The organism is Actinoplanes sp. NPDC051537 (genome assembly GCF_055586105.1).
On record NZ_JBVJIU010000018.1, the window covers coordinates 167915 to 182335 of the forward strand.

Annotated in this window: 20 protein-coding genes and 1 pseudogene; 4 read left to right on the plus strand and 17 right to left on the minus strand. The window is 69.7% G+C overall.

Annotated elements, in window-relative coordinates; genetic code table 11:
- Positions 1-251: 251 nt before the first annotated feature.
- The 4 genes and pseudogenes from ACZ6TB_RS37275 to ACZ6TB_RS37290 form a co-directional block, all read right to left on the minus strand.
- The gene (locus ACZ6TB_RS37275) at positions 252-704 is read right to left on the minus strand and encodes a hypothetical protein (RefSeq protein ID WP_465562732.1); all 453 of its coding nucleotides are present in this window, start codon (positions 702-704) and stop codon (positions 252-254) included.
- Entirely contained in the window at positions 701-1678 is a 978-nt protein-coding gene (holA, locus tag ACZ6TB_RS37280) for a DNA polymerase III subunit delta (RefSeq protein WP_465562734.1), read from the minus strand. Before holA ends, ACZ6TB_RS37275 begins: the two co-directional genes overlap by 4 nt.
- A 216-nt stretch (positions 1679-1894) precedes the next feature.
- The gene (locus ACZ6TB_RS37285) at positions 1895-2452 is read right to left on the minus strand and encodes a GNAT family N-acetyltransferase (RefSeq protein WP_465562736.1); all 558 of its coding nucleotides are present in this window, start codon (positions 2450-2452) and stop codon (positions 1895-1897) included.
- Positions 2453-2469: 17 nt separating this feature from the next.
- Positions 2470-4059 (minus strand): annotated as a pseudogene (locus ACZ6TB_RS37290) (ComEC/Rec2 family competence protein); the annotation flags it as partial.
- A 70-nt stretch (positions 4060-4129) separates the two neighbouring features.
- Here ACZ6TB_RS37290 and ACZ6TB_RS37295 point away from each other — a divergent pair.
- Genes ACZ6TB_RS37295 through ACZ6TB_RS37305 form a run of 3 tightly spaced genes read left to right on the plus strand, consistent with a single transcriptional unit; the run spans position 4130 to position 4967 of the window.
- Complete coding sequence (locus tag ACZ6TB_RS37295) at positions 4130-4354, plus strand: hypothetical protein (protein WP_465562738.1); 225 nt, start codon at positions 4130-4132, stop codon at positions 4352-4354.
- A complete protein-coding gene (locus ACZ6TB_RS37300; RefSeq protein ID WP_465562739.1) occupies positions 4351-4524 on the plus strand; it encodes a hypothetical protein in 174 nt (57 codons plus the stop codon). The genes ACZ6TB_RS37295 and ACZ6TB_RS37300 overlap by 4 nt, the downstream gene beginning before the upstream one ends.
- 2 nt (positions 4525-4526) lie before the next feature.
- Positions 4527-4967 carry a hypothetical protein gene (locus ACZ6TB_RS37305; RefSeq protein WP_465562742.1) on the plus strand — a complete coding sequence of 147 codons (441 nt, stop codon included), beginning with the start codon at positions 4527-4529 and terminating at the stop codon, positions 4965-4967.
- Positions 4968-5030: 63 nt separating this feature from the next.
- Here ACZ6TB_RS37305 and ACZ6TB_RS37310 read toward each other — a convergent pair whose 3' ends face one another.
- Complete coding sequence (locus ACZ6TB_RS37310) at positions 5031-5228, minus strand: DNA-binding protein (protein WP_465562744.1); 198 nt, start codon at positions 5226-5228, stop codon at positions 5031-5033.
- A 158-nt stretch (positions 5229-5386) separates the two neighbouring features.
- Between ACZ6TB_RS37310 and ACZ6TB_RS37315 the strand changes: the two genes are divergently transcribed.
- The gene (locus tag ACZ6TB_RS37315; protein WP_465562746.1) at positions 5387-5743 is read left to right on the plus strand and encodes a hypothetical protein; all 357 of its coding nucleotides are present in this window, start codon (positions 5387-5389) and stop codon (positions 5741-5743) included.
- Here ACZ6TB_RS37315 and ACZ6TB_RS37320 read toward each other — a convergent pair.
- From ACZ6TB_RS37320 to ACZ6TB_RS37375, 12 genes are all read right to left on the minus strand, one after another.
- Positions 5736-6950: a hypothetical protein gene (locus ACZ6TB_RS37320; RefSeq protein ID WP_465562748.1), complete on the minus strand. Its 1215-nt coding sequence runs from the start codon at positions 6948-6950 to the stop codon at positions 5736-5738. The two genes, ACZ6TB_RS37315 and ACZ6TB_RS37320, sit on opposite strands and share 8 nt — an antisense overlap.
- A 1-nt stretch (position 6951) precedes the next feature.
- Positions 6952-7458, minus strand: a complete 507-nt coding sequence (locus ACZ6TB_RS37325; RefSeq protein ID WP_465562751.1) for a hypothetical protein — start codon at positions 7456-7458, stop codon at positions 6952-6954.
- 42 nt (positions 7459-7500) lie between these two features.
- A complete protein-coding gene (locus tag ACZ6TB_RS37330) occupies positions 7501-8097 on the minus strand; it encodes a hypothetical protein (RefSeq protein ID WP_465562753.1) in 597 nt (198 codons plus the stop codon).
- A 10-nt stretch (positions 8098-8107) separates the two neighbouring features.
- Entirely contained in the window at positions 8108-8359 is a 252-nt protein-coding gene (locus ACZ6TB_RS37335; protein ID WP_465562755.1) for a hypothetical protein, read from the minus strand.
- Positions 8359-9456: a DUF5047 domain-containing protein gene (locus ACZ6TB_RS37340; RefSeq protein ID WP_465562756.1), complete on the minus strand. Its 1098-nt coding sequence runs from the start codon at positions 9454-9456 to the stop codon at positions 8359-8361. The genes ACZ6TB_RS37335 and ACZ6TB_RS37340 overlap by 1 nt, the downstream gene beginning before the upstream one ends.
- On the minus strand, positions 9453-10226 hold the full coding sequence (locus ACZ6TB_RS37345) for a hypothetical protein (protein ID WP_465562758.1): 774 nt from the start codon (positions 10224-10226) through the stop codon (positions 9453-9455). The genes ACZ6TB_RS37340 and ACZ6TB_RS37345 overlap by 4 nt, the downstream gene beginning before the upstream one ends.
- A complete protein-coding gene (locus ACZ6TB_RS37350) occupies positions 10223-12118 on the minus strand; it encodes a hypothetical protein (protein ID WP_465562761.1) in 1896 nt (631 codons plus the stop codon). Before ACZ6TB_RS37350 ends, ACZ6TB_RS37345 begins: the two co-directional genes overlap by 4 nt.
- On the minus strand, positions 12118-12564 hold the full coding sequence (locus ACZ6TB_RS37355) for a hypothetical protein (protein ID WP_465562765.1): 447 nt from the start codon (positions 12562-12564) through the stop codon (positions 12118-12120). The genes ACZ6TB_RS37350 and ACZ6TB_RS37355 overlap by 1 nt, the downstream gene beginning before the upstream one ends.
- Positions 12565-12699: 135 nt before the next feature.
- Positions 12700-12987, minus strand: coding sequence for a hypothetical protein (locus ACZ6TB_RS37360; RefSeq protein WP_465562768.1), 288 nt, complete (start codon positions 12985-12987; stop codon positions 12700-12702).
- 24 nt (positions 12988-13011) lie between these two features.
- Positions 13012-13416 (minus strand): hypothetical protein, encoded by a 405-nt coding sequence (locus ACZ6TB_RS37365; protein WP_465562771.1) that lies wholly within the window; start codon positions 13414-13416, stop codon positions 13012-13014.
- Positions 13416-13769 carry a hypothetical protein gene (locus ACZ6TB_RS37370; protein WP_465562774.1) on the minus strand — a complete coding sequence of 118 codons (354 nt, stop codon included), beginning with the start codon at positions 13767-13769 and terminating at the stop codon, positions 13416-13418. The genes ACZ6TB_RS37365 and ACZ6TB_RS37370 overlap by 1 nt, the downstream gene beginning before the upstream one ends.
- The gene (locus tag ACZ6TB_RS37375) at positions 13766-14356 is read right to left on the minus strand and encodes a filamin/ABP280 repeat domain-containing protein (RefSeq protein ID WP_465562778.1); all 591 of its coding nucleotides are present in this window, start codon (positions 14354-14356) and stop codon (positions 13766-13768) included. The genes ACZ6TB_RS37370 and ACZ6TB_RS37375 overlap by 4 nt, the downstream gene beginning before the upstream one ends.
- Positions 14357-14421 lie beyond the last annotated feature (65 nt).

The window sequence follows — 14421 nt, forward strand, 5'->3', positions numbered from 1 at the left end:
GCCGGTTTCTTGACCGCCGCGCATCCGGCCGCATTCGGCGTCCGCGCGCTCACCCGCTGTCGAGCCCGCCGCTTTCGGGCATCCGCCGCTCACCCGCAGGCGAGCCCCGCCGTGCACTCTGCCGCCCCCGGCCTGCCGATGCCGAGCCGCCGCCGCACACCCAGGCGCGCCTCGCCAAGCTCGCGGCGCCGGCGAGCACCCTCAGCCACACATCCGCGCCGCCCGGCCACCGTCAGGCGGCCGGTCTCGGGTCACTCGTAGCGGCGCATCGCCGACTGGCGGACCCTCTGCTGCTGCGCCTCAGCCTGCTCGGCCCACGGCCGCATCACCGGCCCGCCGAAATCACGGTTGACCACCCCGGGCAGCCGGGTCGTCGCCTCCTCGGCGATCCGCATCGGCGGCGCACCCGCCGGGGCCGGCCGCAAGACCTCCGCCCGCGCGGTTGCCCGCCCGGCCGACCTGCCCCGCGGCGTCAGCGCGCCGGCGATCACGTCGTTCAGCTTGACCATCAGCGCCACGGTCATCGGCAGCACGATCACGCCCCACCAACTGACCAACTCGGCCAGGGCCAGCAAGGCACCCAGCGCGACCGTGCCCTCCAGGAACACGAAACAGAGGAACCCGCTGGGCGCCACATGCCGCAGGCGCAGCACACGCGCGTACAGCGGCTGATGCGCCCCCTCGCTGCGCCGGCTCCGGCTCATCGCGCCCCTGCCCCACGACGGGCCGCCGCGACGGCGAAAACGGCCTGCTCCAGCGCATAGCCCCGATCTTCCGCCCCGCCCTTGACCGCGGCGTTGCAGTCGGCCGCCGCGCGCATCGCGTCGACCAGCCCCTCGGGCGTCCAGCCCCGGCTGCGTTCCTGCGCCCGCTGGATCTTCCATGCCGGCATGCCGAGCGTGCTCGCGAGCTGATACGGGTTGCCTCGCCCGGCGGCGGCAACCTTGGCCACCGTACGGACACCGTCCGCGATCGCGTCGGCGATCGGCACCGGGTCGACGCCGACGTGCAGCGCCCACCGCAGCGCCTCCAGCGCGCCCGGCACATCGCCGATCATCGCGGCGTCGGCGACCGTGAAGCCGCTCACCTCGGCCCGGCCCTTGTAGTAGCGCGCCACCACGGCCTCGGTGACCTTGCCGTCGGTGTCGGCGAGCAACTGCGAGCAGGCCGCCGCGATCTCGCGCAGGTCGTTGCCGACGGAGGCGAGCAGCGCGGACGCGGCCGCCTCGTCACACTTGCCGCCGTTGCGCCGGAACTCGTCGCGCACGAACGCGATCCGCTCCCGGTCGCCCTTGAGCTTGGCCGCGGCCACGACGGTCGCGCCGGCCGAGCGCAGCCCGTCGGCGAGCGCCTTGCCCTTGGCCGCACCCAGGTGCGCGACGATCAGCGTGACCTCGGGATCGGGATTCTTCGCATACGCCAGCAGCGCGGTGATCAGGTCTTTCCGCGCATCCTGTCCACTGCGGATCACCAGCACCCGCCGCCCGCCGAACAGAGACGGGCTCAACATCTCGGCAACCTCGCCGGCGCTGATGGCACCGCCCTCATACTCCCGGACATCGGCGCCGGGGTCGGACGCCCGCGCCGCGTCGACCGCCGCGGTGATCGCGCGGGCGGCGAGCAACTCCTCGTCGCCGAGGACGAGCAGCAACGCTTCGGGAGGTGGTGCGGTGTTCACGCTCAATATCGTCGCACGGGGGGCTGACGTTTCCGCGAGGCTCACTCCTACGCGCAGAACGCCGATCACCGAATGCGAAAGCAGACATATCGGCGTCCCGACATGTAACGGTCGTCGTAGAGTCGCTCGATCAGGCTGGATGTCTGTGCCCCCGGCCGCGCCGCTACCAAGCCCATCGACCGGCGTAAGACGCCAAGAATCAGCCACAAGACCGAACTAATCGGTCGATCCCGGGCGTGTCGGCATCTCTGACGGCAGCATCGAGCCGATCCATGCGTCCACCCGCACCCCGCGATGCACGAGTCGCTGTCGCAGCGTGGCCTCCAACCGGAAGCCCGCCTTCTCGGCGACCCGCCGGGATGCGACGTTGCCCACTTCGGCCCGCCACTCGACCAGCCCGAGCCCGAGCTGCTCGAACGCCCACCGGCACAACGCCCGAACCGCCACCGTGGCCACCCCGCGCCCCCGCGCCGCCGGATCCATCCAGTACCCGATCTGCGCCGCCCCGCTCCCGTCCAGCCCGAGCCCGACCCGTCCCAACCGCGCGCCGTCCCCCGCGCCGGTCACCACGAACTCGGCCCGCTCCCGGCGCTCCCACGCCGCGATCGCCATCTCACGAACGAAGTACTCGGCGTCGGACCTGCGGTAAGGCAGCGGGATCTGCAGGAATCGCTGCACCGCCGGGTCCAGCGACACGTCGTGAACCCACGGGATGTCCGCCACCACGAACGGCCGCAGGACCAGATCGCCTGCCGTGATCGGCTCTCGCTCCATCCCGGCATTCTGGCCGCTCAGTGCGCCGGCGGAGACCCGCGGGCCACCACCGCGAGCCCATGACCGGTGGCGACCGCGGCGAGATCACCCTGCTGGTCCGTACGCATGACCCGCGCTCCCCCACGAGCAAGCCGCCCGAGCAGCGGCGCATTGGGATGCCCATAGTCGTTGTCCTTCCCCACCGACACGAGCGCAACGGCCGGATCGATGGCGTCGAGAAACTCCGGCGCCTGATAGCTCGACCCGTGATGCGCCACCTTCAACACATCGGCCCGCAGCGCCGCCGGCCCGAGATGCCGGAGCAGCTCGTCCTGCTCCTCGGTCTCCGCGTCCCCCGGCAGCAGCACCGTCTCGCCGTCGACCTCGGCCCGCAGCACCAGCGAGTTGTTGTTCGGGTCGGAGTTGGTGCCGTGCAGCGGCTCGTACGGCCCCAGGACGCTCAACCGCAGCCCACCCACCGAGTACCCCCAGCCCGGCCCCACCGAATGCAGCCGGACCGCCCTCGCCGCCGCCTCGACCGACGCACGCCCGGCCGTCGGCTCCGGCCAGTCCGGCCCGACCACCGCCCGAACGGCCCGCCCACGGAACACCCCGGCCACCCCACCCACGTGATCGGCATGGAAGTGGCTCACCACGAACAGCACGACCTCACTCACCCGCAGCCGCCGCAGGCAGTGGTCGACCGGATCGGGTTCCGGCCCGGCGTCGATCACCACCGCCCGCGAGGGCCCGGCCGGCAGCACGATCGCGTCGCCCTGCCCGACCGCGCACGCCACCACGATCCAGTGCTTCGGCGGCCAGCCCGCGGCGATCACCCGCACCGGCAGCGCGCCCAGCATCCCCGCCAGCGCCACGACCAGCACCAATCGCCGCGCCAACGGTCGACGCGCGGCAACAAGCAGCGCCACCGTGATGACCGCGAGCAGCAGCGCACCCCGGACCCCGCCCGGCCACGGCAGCGCCCCGGCCGGCACCCGGGCGCCGTAGGTCGCGACCAGCACCAGCCACTTCGCCGGCCAGTGCGCGAGCCACGCCGCGAACTCCGCGCCGGCCGGCCACACCGGCGATATCAGGGCGGCGGCGACGCCGAGCAGCGTGGCCGGCGCGATCGCGGGCACGACGAGCAGGTTGGCCGGAATCGCGACGATGCTCACCGTGCCGGACAGTCCGGCGACGACCGGGCCGCAGGCCACCTGCGCGGCCGCCGGGACGGCCAGCGCCTCGGCCGCGCCCGGGGGCCATCCGCGGCGCCGGAGCGCGTCCCGCCACGGCGGAGCGAGCAGCAGGAGGCCGGCCGTCGCGAGCACGGACAGCGCGAACCCCGGGTCGGCGGCGAGCTCCGGGTCGTACAGGATCAACCCCGCGACCCCCGCGGCCAGCGCCGGCAACGCCGCCCGGGGCCGCCCGGAGGCCAGGCCGATCAGCCCGATCGCGCCCATCGCCGCCGCCCGCACGACGCTTGGGGACGGCCGGGCCAGGATCACGAAGCCGAGCAGCACGACGGCGCACACCGACGCCCGCACGACCGGGCCGGCCCGCGTGTATTTCATCGCGAAGAGCACGACGCCCAGCACGATGGCGACGTTCGCCCCGGAAGACGTCGGAAGGACATATACGTGAAAGGCCCGGACCACCAGCGGCAGCAGTCCGGGCCCTGATCGCAGAGGAGCTGCGACCGTGAACGAATTTACCGCCCAGGCCAATGGCCAGGCGCCCGTCGAGCACCTGGCGCCCATCCAGGACGTGTTGCGGCCGATGGTCGCGCACGAGGTGGCCCGCCAGTTGGAGGCGCCGGCCAAGACCCGCTGGACCTTCGACGACTACCTGCACGTCGTCTACGCGCTCGCCTGGTGGGCCGGGCTGATCATGATCGGCTTCATCCTCGGTGGCGGTGCGCGGTGACCCGCGGACCGCAGTGCCGCTACAGCGGGAAGTACCAGCGGTGCGGCAACGAGGCCGTCGACCCGGTCGGCGAGGTGCTGCTGTGCGAGCACCATCTGGCGCTGGCACTGGAGCTTTTGCAGCGGCGCGGCGCGGTGCCCGCCCTGACCACCTCGTCGAAGGGGAACTGACCATGACCGACACCACCTGGATGCCCGTGCTCGTCTTCGGACGCAGTGACGAGGAATGCTCTGTCTGCGGCGGCCTCCTGGACGAGAACTACCTCCACTCGATCGCCGTGGGCGTCAAAAACGGCGGGCCGGCGTGCGAGACCTGCGTCGAAGCCCTGCCTGGCGAGATTGGCAAGGGACTGTGGCTGCTCGCCGAAGGCCTGACGCAGATCGACTCCGCCATCTTCGAGCTGCCGCAGCACCTGCGTCCGTCGATGACCAAGAGGGCAATGGACACGGTCGCGATGATCCTGCAGTGGCGCCTCGGCCCGACCACCGACGAGGAGAAGGCCCAGTTCGTGGCGGACATGGCGGCTGAGGGCAAGGTGCTCCGCCTGTCCGGCAGTCGTGTCGTACCAGCCGCCATCTACGACGCCGAGAAGCACGGCCCGTTCTTGCCCTGACGCTTGGAAACCAACGCGGCCCGTTCCCATTCGGGGGCGGGCCGCTTTAGACGCTAAAGGCCGCTACTCGTCCTCGGCGTACCGGCTGGTCTTGATCCACGCCTCGACGTCTTCCTTGCGCCAGATGGCGTTGCCGTCTGCCCACTCGTCCCAGGGCTCCGGGAAGCCGCGCCGACGTGACACGACGTATGCCTGCTGGCGGCCCACGCCGAGCCGGTCGGCGATGTCGCCCGTCGTGTACAAGCGCCCCTTCAGTCCCACCTTGATCACGTTAGGTACCGCCAAACCTTACGTACGTCCTTTGGCTACATCCTGTACACACATCCTGCGTAGGCGTAACCTCCGCCGCATAGCCCCCCGGGTCGTTGCCCTGCGAGCGTGGCCCGGGGGCGCTCCGTCGCAGGAGGAGGTGGTCTCCCATGGGGGACGAGATCGACCAGCGCGCCAACGACCTGCCGCCCGAGTGGCTGTCCGACACGCCCGCCTCGGACCCGCCCAGGCGCTCCGTGATGCGCGAACTCGCAGCCGAGCCCGGCTCCGGCCTGGTCGAGCTGGCCGATGGCGTCTGGTATCAGCCCAAGCCGCCCCCGGACCTAGACCTGCCTCACTGCCGCGAGCCTGAGTGCACCGGCGGCGGCGAGCGTCCGGCCGACGGCGTCTATCCGGGCTTCGTGCACATGGTCTTCCTGTGCACGGAATGCGCAGACCGGGCCGGGGTCACGGTGGCACCGATCCCCGGCTACACGCGCCGCCCGGACCGCGACAAGCTCAGCTGATCAGCTGGACATCCGTCTCCGTCCTGCTGCCGAAGGTTGACGTAGCGCCGTCCGTGGTCGACACGGGCGTGGCCGAGGCGGTCCACGTGCTCTGGTAGTGCACCCGGTTGACCCGCGAGACACCGACGTGGGCCGCACCGCCGATGACGAGCAGCTTCGCGCTGTTGTTCGCGGGGAACGCCATGAGCACGCCGTCGATCGTCAGCGAGCCGATCTGCGAGCCCTGGTCGCCGAGGAAGACCTGGCCACCGCTGCCGCTGTTGAGCGTCTGCCGCACCCGCACCCGGCTGAACGTGACGTCGGTGGAGGTGATGTTGCGGATCCAGATCAGCGACGGCTGGGTGGTGTTGTTGAGCTGCACGTCGATGTCGGCGATGTTGAGCCCGTCCACCGTCGCCGGTCCGACAGCCGGGGAGCCCGAGCCGGGGTCGTAGGTGATGGCGATGGGCCGCAGCGACGTGGTGCCGGAGATATTGCGGGCGCTGAGCTTCTTCACCTTCTCGGTGTTGTTCGCCGTCACCTTCAGGGCGCACAGCGAGCCGTTCGGGTAGACCCCGTCCACGGTCACGTCGGTGATGTCGCCGCGCACGTCGTCGTAGGCCGGCCAGTCGCGAGCGGTGAACGCCACCATGTCGTCGCCGGTCGTCCCGGAGATCGCGCGCACGTCGACCGCCCGGGCCGGGCCGGTGAAGTGGATGCCGTCGGAGAACGTCGAGAGGGAGATGTTGCGGACCTTGACCTCGGTGACGTCGCCGATCGCGACGGCGTACTTCCCGACCCCGGTCGACACCCGCAGGTCCTGCACCGTCAGCCGGTCCATCTGCCGCAGGAAGATCGAGTGGAGCTGGTTGCCGGTGCCGCCGGCGGTCGACCCGCGGTTCCAGGTGCCACCGGCGATCATCACGTCGGTGAGCCGGCCGCCCGAGCCGTTGGTGAGCATGTTGAAGCCGCCACCGACGGCCTGGATGGTGCACCCGAACATGATCAGGGCGCTGTTGCTCTTCTTGAGCTGCAGCGCGGCGGTGATCTTGTACGTCTCGCCCGGGTAGCCGATCACGATCGACCGGCTGTTCAGCGCGGCGTTGATCGCCGCCGTGTCGTCGCTGCCGTTCGACGGACCCAGCGACGCCAGGTCCATCCCGCTGTCCTGCGCCATGGAATCCGTCTCCCGCGCTAGTAGGAAGAATGCGTACTCGAGTGCCTGCATGTCACGCGCTCGTCCCGACGAGGACGACCTTGTAGGTGACCGCGCTGCCCGACGACGAGTTGGCCACGTTGATCAGGTCTCCGGTGGCCGCGGTGACCGTGATCCCGGCGCCGGGCCACACCAGCGCGATCTGCCCGCCCGGCTGAATGTCGATGCCGCTGCCCGCGGTGGTCCACGGGACGCCGTTGGACGCAGGCCGGTAGAACTTCACGTTGTTGACGTTCGTGGTCGCCGCCTGCACGAGCACGGCCTTGAGCTTGGCGACGGTGAACGTGTTGCCGAACGGGTCCACCAGGGTGCCGCTCGCGAGGTCCAGGTCCTCGTTCGCCGACGCGTTGATGGTCCGCTGGTCGTGGAAGATGCGGTCCGCCATGCCGGAGCCGGTGCCGCTGGTGAGCTTGTATCCGGCCTTGACCTTCAGCGTGTCGGTCGGCGTCGACAGGTCGAGGACGTTCTTGTAGGTGGCGGCGAACTCGGTGGTGACCAGGGTCGCAAGGTTGAGGGTCATGATCGTCTCCTGTCGAGCGGAACTGTCCGGGGCGTGGTTGGCCTACGATTCGCGAATCCACTCGGCGGTGAACGAGCAGGCGCTGGCACCTGCGGCGCCGGTGCCGATCGTTCCGCCGGACGCGGTGAGCTGCCCCATCAGCTCCACGTAGTCCGACGAGCTGGTGGCCTCCACGAACACTGTCGGGGTCGTGATGCCGACGGTCCCGGCGGTCGAGCCCTGGTAGAGGCCGGCGGCGGAGCCGGTGATGTCCGACGAGCCGTTCTTGCGGACCTGGGCGCGCGCGATGGTGACGTTGCTGTTGGCCGGGATCACGTAGGCGCCGCTGACCTTCCACCAGCCGAGCCGGTTGCCGATGACGAACCGGGACGTGTTCGACGAGTTGTCGTGGATGCCGTGCGAGTCCTTGATCTCGGTGGTGAACGTGATCGCGGTGAACGTGGCCGACGTCCAGCCGGACTGCGTGACGGACTGGACCGCCGTGCAGATCGGCTTCTCCGACACCTCGTTGGTGAGCACGCTCTCCAGGTTCCCGAGCGACGTGTCGACCGCGTCCGCGAGCTCCTTCATGTCGGTCGGGATGTCGGGGGCGTCGCTGTCCTCGGGGTACGGCCAGTGGTATTGCGCAGTGGTTCCCATAGCTGCTCCTCTAGAACGGCGGGACGGTGAGCCGGCCGACGATTGCGTACGAGTTGTTCATCTGTGCCAGCAGCACCGTGTCCCCGGCGGCCAGGAACGGCGCACCGCCCATGTCGACGAAGGGGACGTCGGCGAGCTCGGTCTGGTCGATGCGCACCGTGTTGGTCCCGTCGGTGACCTCGAACGCCACGACGTAGCCCATCCGGAAGCAGCCCGGCGCCTGCTCGGTGGCGAACAGCGTGCTGAGGTCCTCGCTGCGCATCAGAACCCCACCCCGATCTGCGTCACGGTCTTCTCCTTCGTCTCCGCCTGCATCGCGGCGTTGTCGAGCGGGACCGTGAGGCGGGTGATGACGTGCACCTCGCTGTGGCCGGGGAACTTCACCTTCACCGGGTCGTAGGGCTCGAGCGCGGGGTTGACGATGCTCTGGAAGTTCACGGCGTACGGGATGCCGAGGTTGTCCAGCAGCAGCTTCCGCGCAGCGCTGGCCGCCTGCTCGGCCGTGGTGATGAACGGCGAGCTGTAGAACCGCGGCGAGCGGCCGAACGGGCCCGAGTAGTAGGTGATGCTGCCCGGGTTGTTGTCGTACGCCTTCGCCGACACCGGCGGTGTGTCGTCGAGCGACTCCCCGGTGGCGATCACCGCGTTGTAGACGTTCTCGTCGTTGACCTCCTGCGAGGCGCTGACGAGCACGCCGCCCTTCCCGGCAGTGACGTCCCACACGGAGACGCCCGGGTCGGGCGGGTCTTTGATGACCAGCACGCCGCGGTAGTCCCAGTACCAGATCTTCCCGAGCCCGGTCACCAGCTCGTTGAGGAAGGCGTACCGGTCGTCCTCGGTCACCAGCACCCGGTTGAGGGCCTGGGTGTCGCTGCCGTCGTCCCACTCGATCGTCGCCCACGGCAGCACCTGGTGGACGAGCAGATCGACCGCGTCGCCGTAGGTCTCGGTCTTGCCGAACTGCATCGGCGACTCGATCCGGGCACGGATGAGGTTGCGCATCCGGTCGGAGCCGGCCACCCGCACGGCGCCCTTGATGTCCGCCTGCTCGACCGCGGTGATGCGGAAGTAGCCGAGGCTGACCCACTCCACGCCGTCGTTGCCGAACCGCAGGCCGCGCCGGACGAACGCCTCGTTGCCGCTCGGTGCGAGGTCCGACAGGGTGCTGCCGGCCACCGTCAGGTCGAGCGTCGAGCGGACGTCGGCGCCGGAGTCCATGTCCACGTCGCCGGAGACCACGTCCAGCAGCGTCCCGGTGGGCTCGACGCCGGTCTGGCCGGGCTCGACCAGCCACGCCTCGGACACGAAGCTCTGCGAGCCTCTCAGGGTCCGCAGGTAGCGGTCGCTGACGGCCCTCATGGCACGATCACCGAGTCCGGGGACGACACGTAGCTCGGGATCAGCGAGTACGTGGCGAAGGCGGCGTCGAGGTCGGCGTAGGTGTCGAAGTCGGCGGCGAGCGACCCGTAGGACACCGTGTAGCCGACGATGTCGGGGCCGGGCGCGGCGACGTTTACCAGCGCCAGGTCGAAGTAGCGGCGCACCGAGCGCACACCGAACCGGCGCCGGACCATCTCGTTGACGACCACGTAGCCGCCGGGGATCGTCGAGCCCGCGGGAACCTGGATGAGCAACGGGTCGCCGCTGGCGAACACCAGCTCGAGCGAGTCGGCGTCGGCCAGGTCGTCGGTCCACAGCGACATCGACCACTCGCGGGACTGACGGACGTCGGTCACCGCGATCGGGTCGGACCGGCCGACGATGTTGTAGAGGACGTTGCGGCCCGCCCGAACGATGTCCTCGTGGCTCTCGACCTGGACGACCCGGTTGAGGTACGGCCGGTAGATCGACTTCAGCCACACGCCGGTCTGGCTCGGGGTGATGGTGGTCGAGAAGACGTTCGAGTCGTCCTTCACGCGGTAGTAGTTCACGACCCCGGGCAGGAACTCGTAGTCGTCGAGGTCGGCCGTGTCGGAGCCGCTGATCGTGACCGCCGTGCCGCCGCGCACAGTCGTCCACCGCGACCCGTTCGGGCTCCACTCGAACAGCGCCTCGGTGCCGACGGTCAGCGCCGTGGCGGCAAGCTGGACCCGGCTCAAGGTGGCGTCGAACGTGGCGGTGAGGCTCATGCTGCGCTCCTCGCGACGGCCCGCCGCTTCGTCTGCCGGTTCTCCTCGCGGACGACCCGCACCACGCGGGAATCCACCGCTTCGTTGCCGATGTAGACGTGGACGTCCCCGCCGCCGAGCTGCTCGTTGGGGATGATGCGGCCGTTGCCGGGCGCGACGAACTGTTCCGGACCGCGCTCGCCGACGATGTAGCGCTTGCCCGCCGTCACCGGACCGCCGGCCGCGCGGTGCCCATGTACGGCCTCGTCGCCGGCGTTGTTGGTCCGCAGCACCGTCGTGACCGTGATGGTCTTGCCGTGCAGGGCGTCGAGCTTGGCCTGCAGCGCCTTGACGCGGGCCTCGGCGTCGTGGGTGTTCGCGTTGACCGTGGTGTTCTTCTTGGCTGGGATGAGCCCGAGCTGGTCGGCGAGCGCCTTGGCCTTCGCCGCGCTGCCGGTCATCTGCGTGGCCAGCCGGATGAACGCGGCCCGGTTCTGCGCCGCGACGTCGTTGGACTTCTTGCCCTCGCCGTTGACCTTGACCGTGGCGTTGTACTGCGCGAGGTAGGACTGCGCGAGGCTGCTGAGCGCCTGACGGTTCGTGCGGCCCTTCTCCGTGCTCGCGTCGAGGGTCTTGCCGTTCTCCTTCAGTGACTTCTTGAACCTGTCGACCGCGGCGCCCACGTCGGTGGTCGAGTCGTAGAGGGCGTGCCCCGCGTCGGAGAGGTTGTTCATCTTGTCGGTGAACGACACCAGCGGGCCCGACGCCGCGCCGGCCGACAGCCCCGTCTGCTCGATGGCGCGCGCAGCGTCCCCGCCGGTCTTCGCCGCGATCTGCTGCGCTGCCGCGATACCGAAGTACTGACGCTGGACCTGCTGGCCGAACACGCCGAACTTGGCGAGGAAGCCGAAGGTCTCGGCGAGGACGTTGATGCTCTGGCCCACGACCTTGATGGTGGCGTTCAGCCCGCCGAAGACGATCTGCAGAGCAGCGGCAGCCTCCACGCCATTGTCGGAGAGCTCGTCGAAGACCTGGCCGACGGCTTCCCCCAGCCCGGCTATCCCGGCGCCGATCGTCTCCAGGACCGGGCCCGCGTTGTGGACCAGCTTCTCGAAGCCGTCGCCGATCTTCTCGATGGCGAACGCGGCGCCCTGGGTGAGCGTGCCGAGGTACTTGCTCGAGTCGCCGAAGATCTGCTTGAAGTTGATGGTGTGCAGGGCGCTGTCGATGTCGTGGATCCCGGCGATGGCGGGCTCGACGAACGACGAGGCCGCCGCCTCCAGCTCGGTCTTCAGACCGGACGCGGCGCCCTTGAAGGCGCTCTGAACCCGCGGGTCCTTGGAGACCAGCACCAGGCCGCCGATGACGCCGCCGAGGCCTGCACCGCCGATCACAGCGGCCGCAACGGTGCTCCCGAGAATCGGCGCCGCCGCGATACCGACGCCCGCCAGGACGGGGGTCAGGACGGCGCCGACGGAGCTGAGCGACTCGCTGAGGCTCCCACCGAAGACCTTGGTGAACTTCGAGACCTCCTGGGTGACCTCCTTCTCATCCGGGATGAGGGCCTTGAGGATGTCGGCGTTCTTGCTGAGGTTGCGGATCTCGGTCTGCTGCTTGCGCATCGCCTTGCTGATGTCGATGCGCTCGGCCGCGGTGCCGGCGTTGGCGAAGGCGCGCGCCAGCGACCCCAGCTCGTGCTGCGCGATGCCCAGCTCGTTGTGCAGCCGCGAGAGGGACTTGGCGTTCTCGTCGGTGGCGTGGCCGAACTTGCCGGTCTTCTCGGTGGCCTTGTCGAGGTCCTTCTGGGTCTTCTTGACCTCGTCGTCGGCGCGCTTGAGGCTCGACAGGAACGAGCGCAGGCCCCGCGACGACTTGTCGTTGATATTGACATCGGCTTCGACATCACGCGCCATCAGCGGATCACCTCCAGCGCCTTGTCCAGGCCGCGGTCGGCAGCCTTCGACCACTCATCGGAGGTTGTCACCGGCACGGTGAAGTAGCCGGGCGTCACACTGGTGGCCGACCACTGACCGCGGCCGCGGCGGCCCCACGCCGGGTGCCGGGTCTTGCCGGCGTCCAGGCGCCTGATGTCCGAGCGGCCGCCGTCGGAGTTGCGGCCACCCTGGAGCTTCACGTGGATGGTCGTGCCGCGGATCTCCTGGTTGGCCTTCACCTTGATCGCGGCGGCCCACCTGTTGAGCCCGCCACGCTTCGGGAGAGTCGCCAGAGCGCGAGCGCGCACCGCCTTACGAACGACCGGCACCGGCTGCTTCAGCGCGGCGGCGAGCTCGTGCAGGACGCGCTCTTCGCGGACCATCTGCTCGACGGTCCGGATGTAGTGCTCAAGACTCTCCGCCACTTTCCCTCCCCCGGCTCAAAAACTCGGCATCAGAAATCAGGTCCTGAACGGTCCGAAGCTCCCGTGGCGGCATCTGATTCAGTTCCGTGTACGTGAAGGGCAAGCCCCAGGCATTGCATTGGTGAAGCAGCAGGATCAGCTCTCGGACTGCTGACCCTTCTGGGTAGGGTCCACCTCTTCGTCGTCGTCGCCTTTCGGCCACGCATCGACGCATTCGGCGTCGAACCGCCTCCAGTCGAGCTCGGACTTCTTCGTCCGGCGGAGCGCATTCCAGGCCATGTAGCGGAAACGCGTGTGGACCCCGTTGTCGGTGTAGAGGTCCGAGCGCTCGAACGCCACCGCGTCTCGCTGGTCGACGGTCACCTCGAGCTTGCTGTCGTCCTCCATGACGACCTCGAAGACCGTCCGGTTGATCCCTGGCATCGCTCCTCCTTGAATGCCGCCGGGCTAGGCCGCGGAACCCCTCACGGGCTCGCCGACCACGGGGAACGTGCCGTCGAACGTCGCGTAGCTGCCCTGGTCGCCGCCGACCGGAACGGGAACCGCGATGATCGTGAACGTGTAGGTGTTGTTGCCGGTGCCGCGCTTCGGGGTCAGCACGATGTCGACCTCCTCGCCGGCGTTGTCGAACAGGTAGTCCGACAGGCCGTCCTCGACCTGCGGGCCGGACACGTCGAACGTCCAGGTGGTGCTGTCCGAGTCGGCCAGCACATAGCCGGGATCGAGCGTCCGAAGCTGCTGGGTCGGCGTGTCCGGGGTCAGCACGGCCTTGGTCGTGTTGCCCAGGTATTCGATGCCGTCCCAGGTGATGGAGCAGTCCTTCATGTAGATGCGACCGGTGACATTCGGCATCAGTAGTCACTCCTAGCTTTGATCTGCATTGCGAATTGGGAGTTGGAATCGGCGCCGAGGTTCACCAGCTCTACGCTGTCGACGATTGCGACGCCGTATTCGAGGGCGTCGACAATCGCGTCCACGTGGTCGCTCATCCACTGAGCCGCGGTTGCTTCGTCCTGGTGCATGAACACCACGACGGAGAAGTTGTTCTCGTGCTGCCCGGTCGCCTGATCCCGGACCAGCGACTCCTGGACGTACCAAGTCACGCCGGGCTCGGTGTGGGTGGCCGGGCGCACCGGGTACGCCTGGATGAAGCCGAGCGCCCCGACCGCGGCGACGACCTCGTTGCGCATGTCCATGAGGCTCATCCGACGATCAGCTTTCGATACGGGGCCTCGTACCGGCGCACCTCGGGATCGGTGCTCGGGGTGTAGCCGGTGAACGGAGAGTCGGCGTCAGCGGCGTTGCTGGCGCTACGCATCTCCCACGCCCGCTTGACCCGGCGCAGCAGCGCGAGCCGCAGATCCGCCGGGTAGGCCGCCGGGACGCGGCACCGCGCCCGCTGGGCGGCCGCCTCCGCCTGCAGCAGCTCGTCGAGCAGTTCCATGTCCACCGTGATGCCGAGGTAGGCCGCGGCGTCGTCAGCGGTCGGCATCCCGGCGGCCGTGACCGCGGGCGTCGCGTAGGCCGCCAGGTCGGCCGCCCCGTACACCGCGCCCACCGCCCGGGCGACGTACCGGCCCGCCACGGCCACCACGTACGTCGCCCGGTAGCGGCCGCTGCCGAGGTCCTCGACGGCCGGCGTCGCCGTCGAGCCGCCCGGCAGGGTGACCGTGACGGTCACGGTGTCGTCCACCGGGCAGCCGTCGGCGTCGGTCACCTGGACGTCGATCGCCCAGACGCCACCGACAGGCAGGTCCACGCTCGCGTCGCACGCCTTGATCGTCACGGTCACCCCCTCTCCTGCTTGGCCGCCCGGCGCCTACGGGGAGGAGCGCCGGACGGGGCCTACTTCTTCGG

Bases quoted from the DNA above. Each gene is read 5' to 3' on its own strand.
- ACZ6TB_RS37315 (WP_465562746.1), top strand. From the start codon at position 5,387: ATGGGGGACGAGATCGACCAGCGCGCCAACGACCTGCCGCCCGAGTGG.
- ACZ6TB_RS37330 (WP_465562753.1), bottom strand. From the start codon at position 8,097: ATGGGAACCACTGCGCAATACCACTGGCCGTACCCCGAGGACAGCGAC.
- ACZ6TB_RS37345 (WP_465562758.1), bottom strand. From the start codon at position 10,226: ATGAGCCTCACCGCCACGTTCGACGCCACCTTGAGCCGGGTCCAGCTT.
- ACZ6TB_RS37335 (WP_465562755.1), bottom strand. From the start codon at position 8,359: ATGCGCAGCGAGGACCTCAGCACGCTGTTCGCCACCGAGCAGGCGCCG.
- ACZ6TB_RS37305 (WP_465562742.1), top strand. From the start codon at position 4,527: ATGACCGACACCACCTGGATGCCCGTGCTCGTCTTCGGACGCAGTGAC.
- ACZ6TB_RS37370 (WP_465562774.1), bottom strand. From the start codon at position 13,769: ATGAGCCTCATGGACATGCGCAACGAGGTCGTCGCCGCGGTCGGGGCG.
- ACZ6TB_RS37365 (WP_465562771.1), bottom strand. From the start codon at position 13,416: ATGCCGAATGTCACCGGTCGCATCTACATGAAGGACTGCTCCATCACC.
- ACZ6TB_RS37350 (WP_465562761.1), bottom strand. From the start codon at position 12,118: ATGGCGCGTGATGTCGAAGCCGATGTCAATATCAACGACAAGTCGTCG.
- ACZ6TB_RS37320 (WP_465562748.1), bottom strand. From the start codon at position 6,950: ATGCAGGCACTCGAGTACGCATTCTTCCTACTAGCGCGGGAGACGGAT.
- ACZ6TB_RS37325 (WP_465562751.1), bottom strand. From the start codon at position 7,458: ATGACCCTCAACCTTGCGACCCTGGTCACCACCGAGTTCGCCGCCACC.
- ACZ6TB_RS37360 (WP_465562768.1), bottom strand. From the start codon at position 12,987: ATGCCAGGGATCAACCGGACGGTCTTCGAGGTCGTCATGGAGGACGAC.
- ACZ6TB_RS37275 (WP_465562732.1), bottom strand. From the start codon at position 704: ATGAGCCGGAGCCGGCGCAGCGAGGGGGCGCATCAGCCGCTGTACGCG.
- ACZ6TB_RS37340 (WP_465562756.1), bottom strand. From the start codon at position 9,456: ATGAGGGCCGTCAGCGACCGCTACCTGCGGACCCTGAGAGGCTCGCAG.
- ACZ6TB_RS37285 (WP_465562736.1), bottom strand. From the start codon at position 2,452: ATGGAGCGAGAGCCGATCACGGCAGGCGATCTGGTCCTGCGGCCGTTC.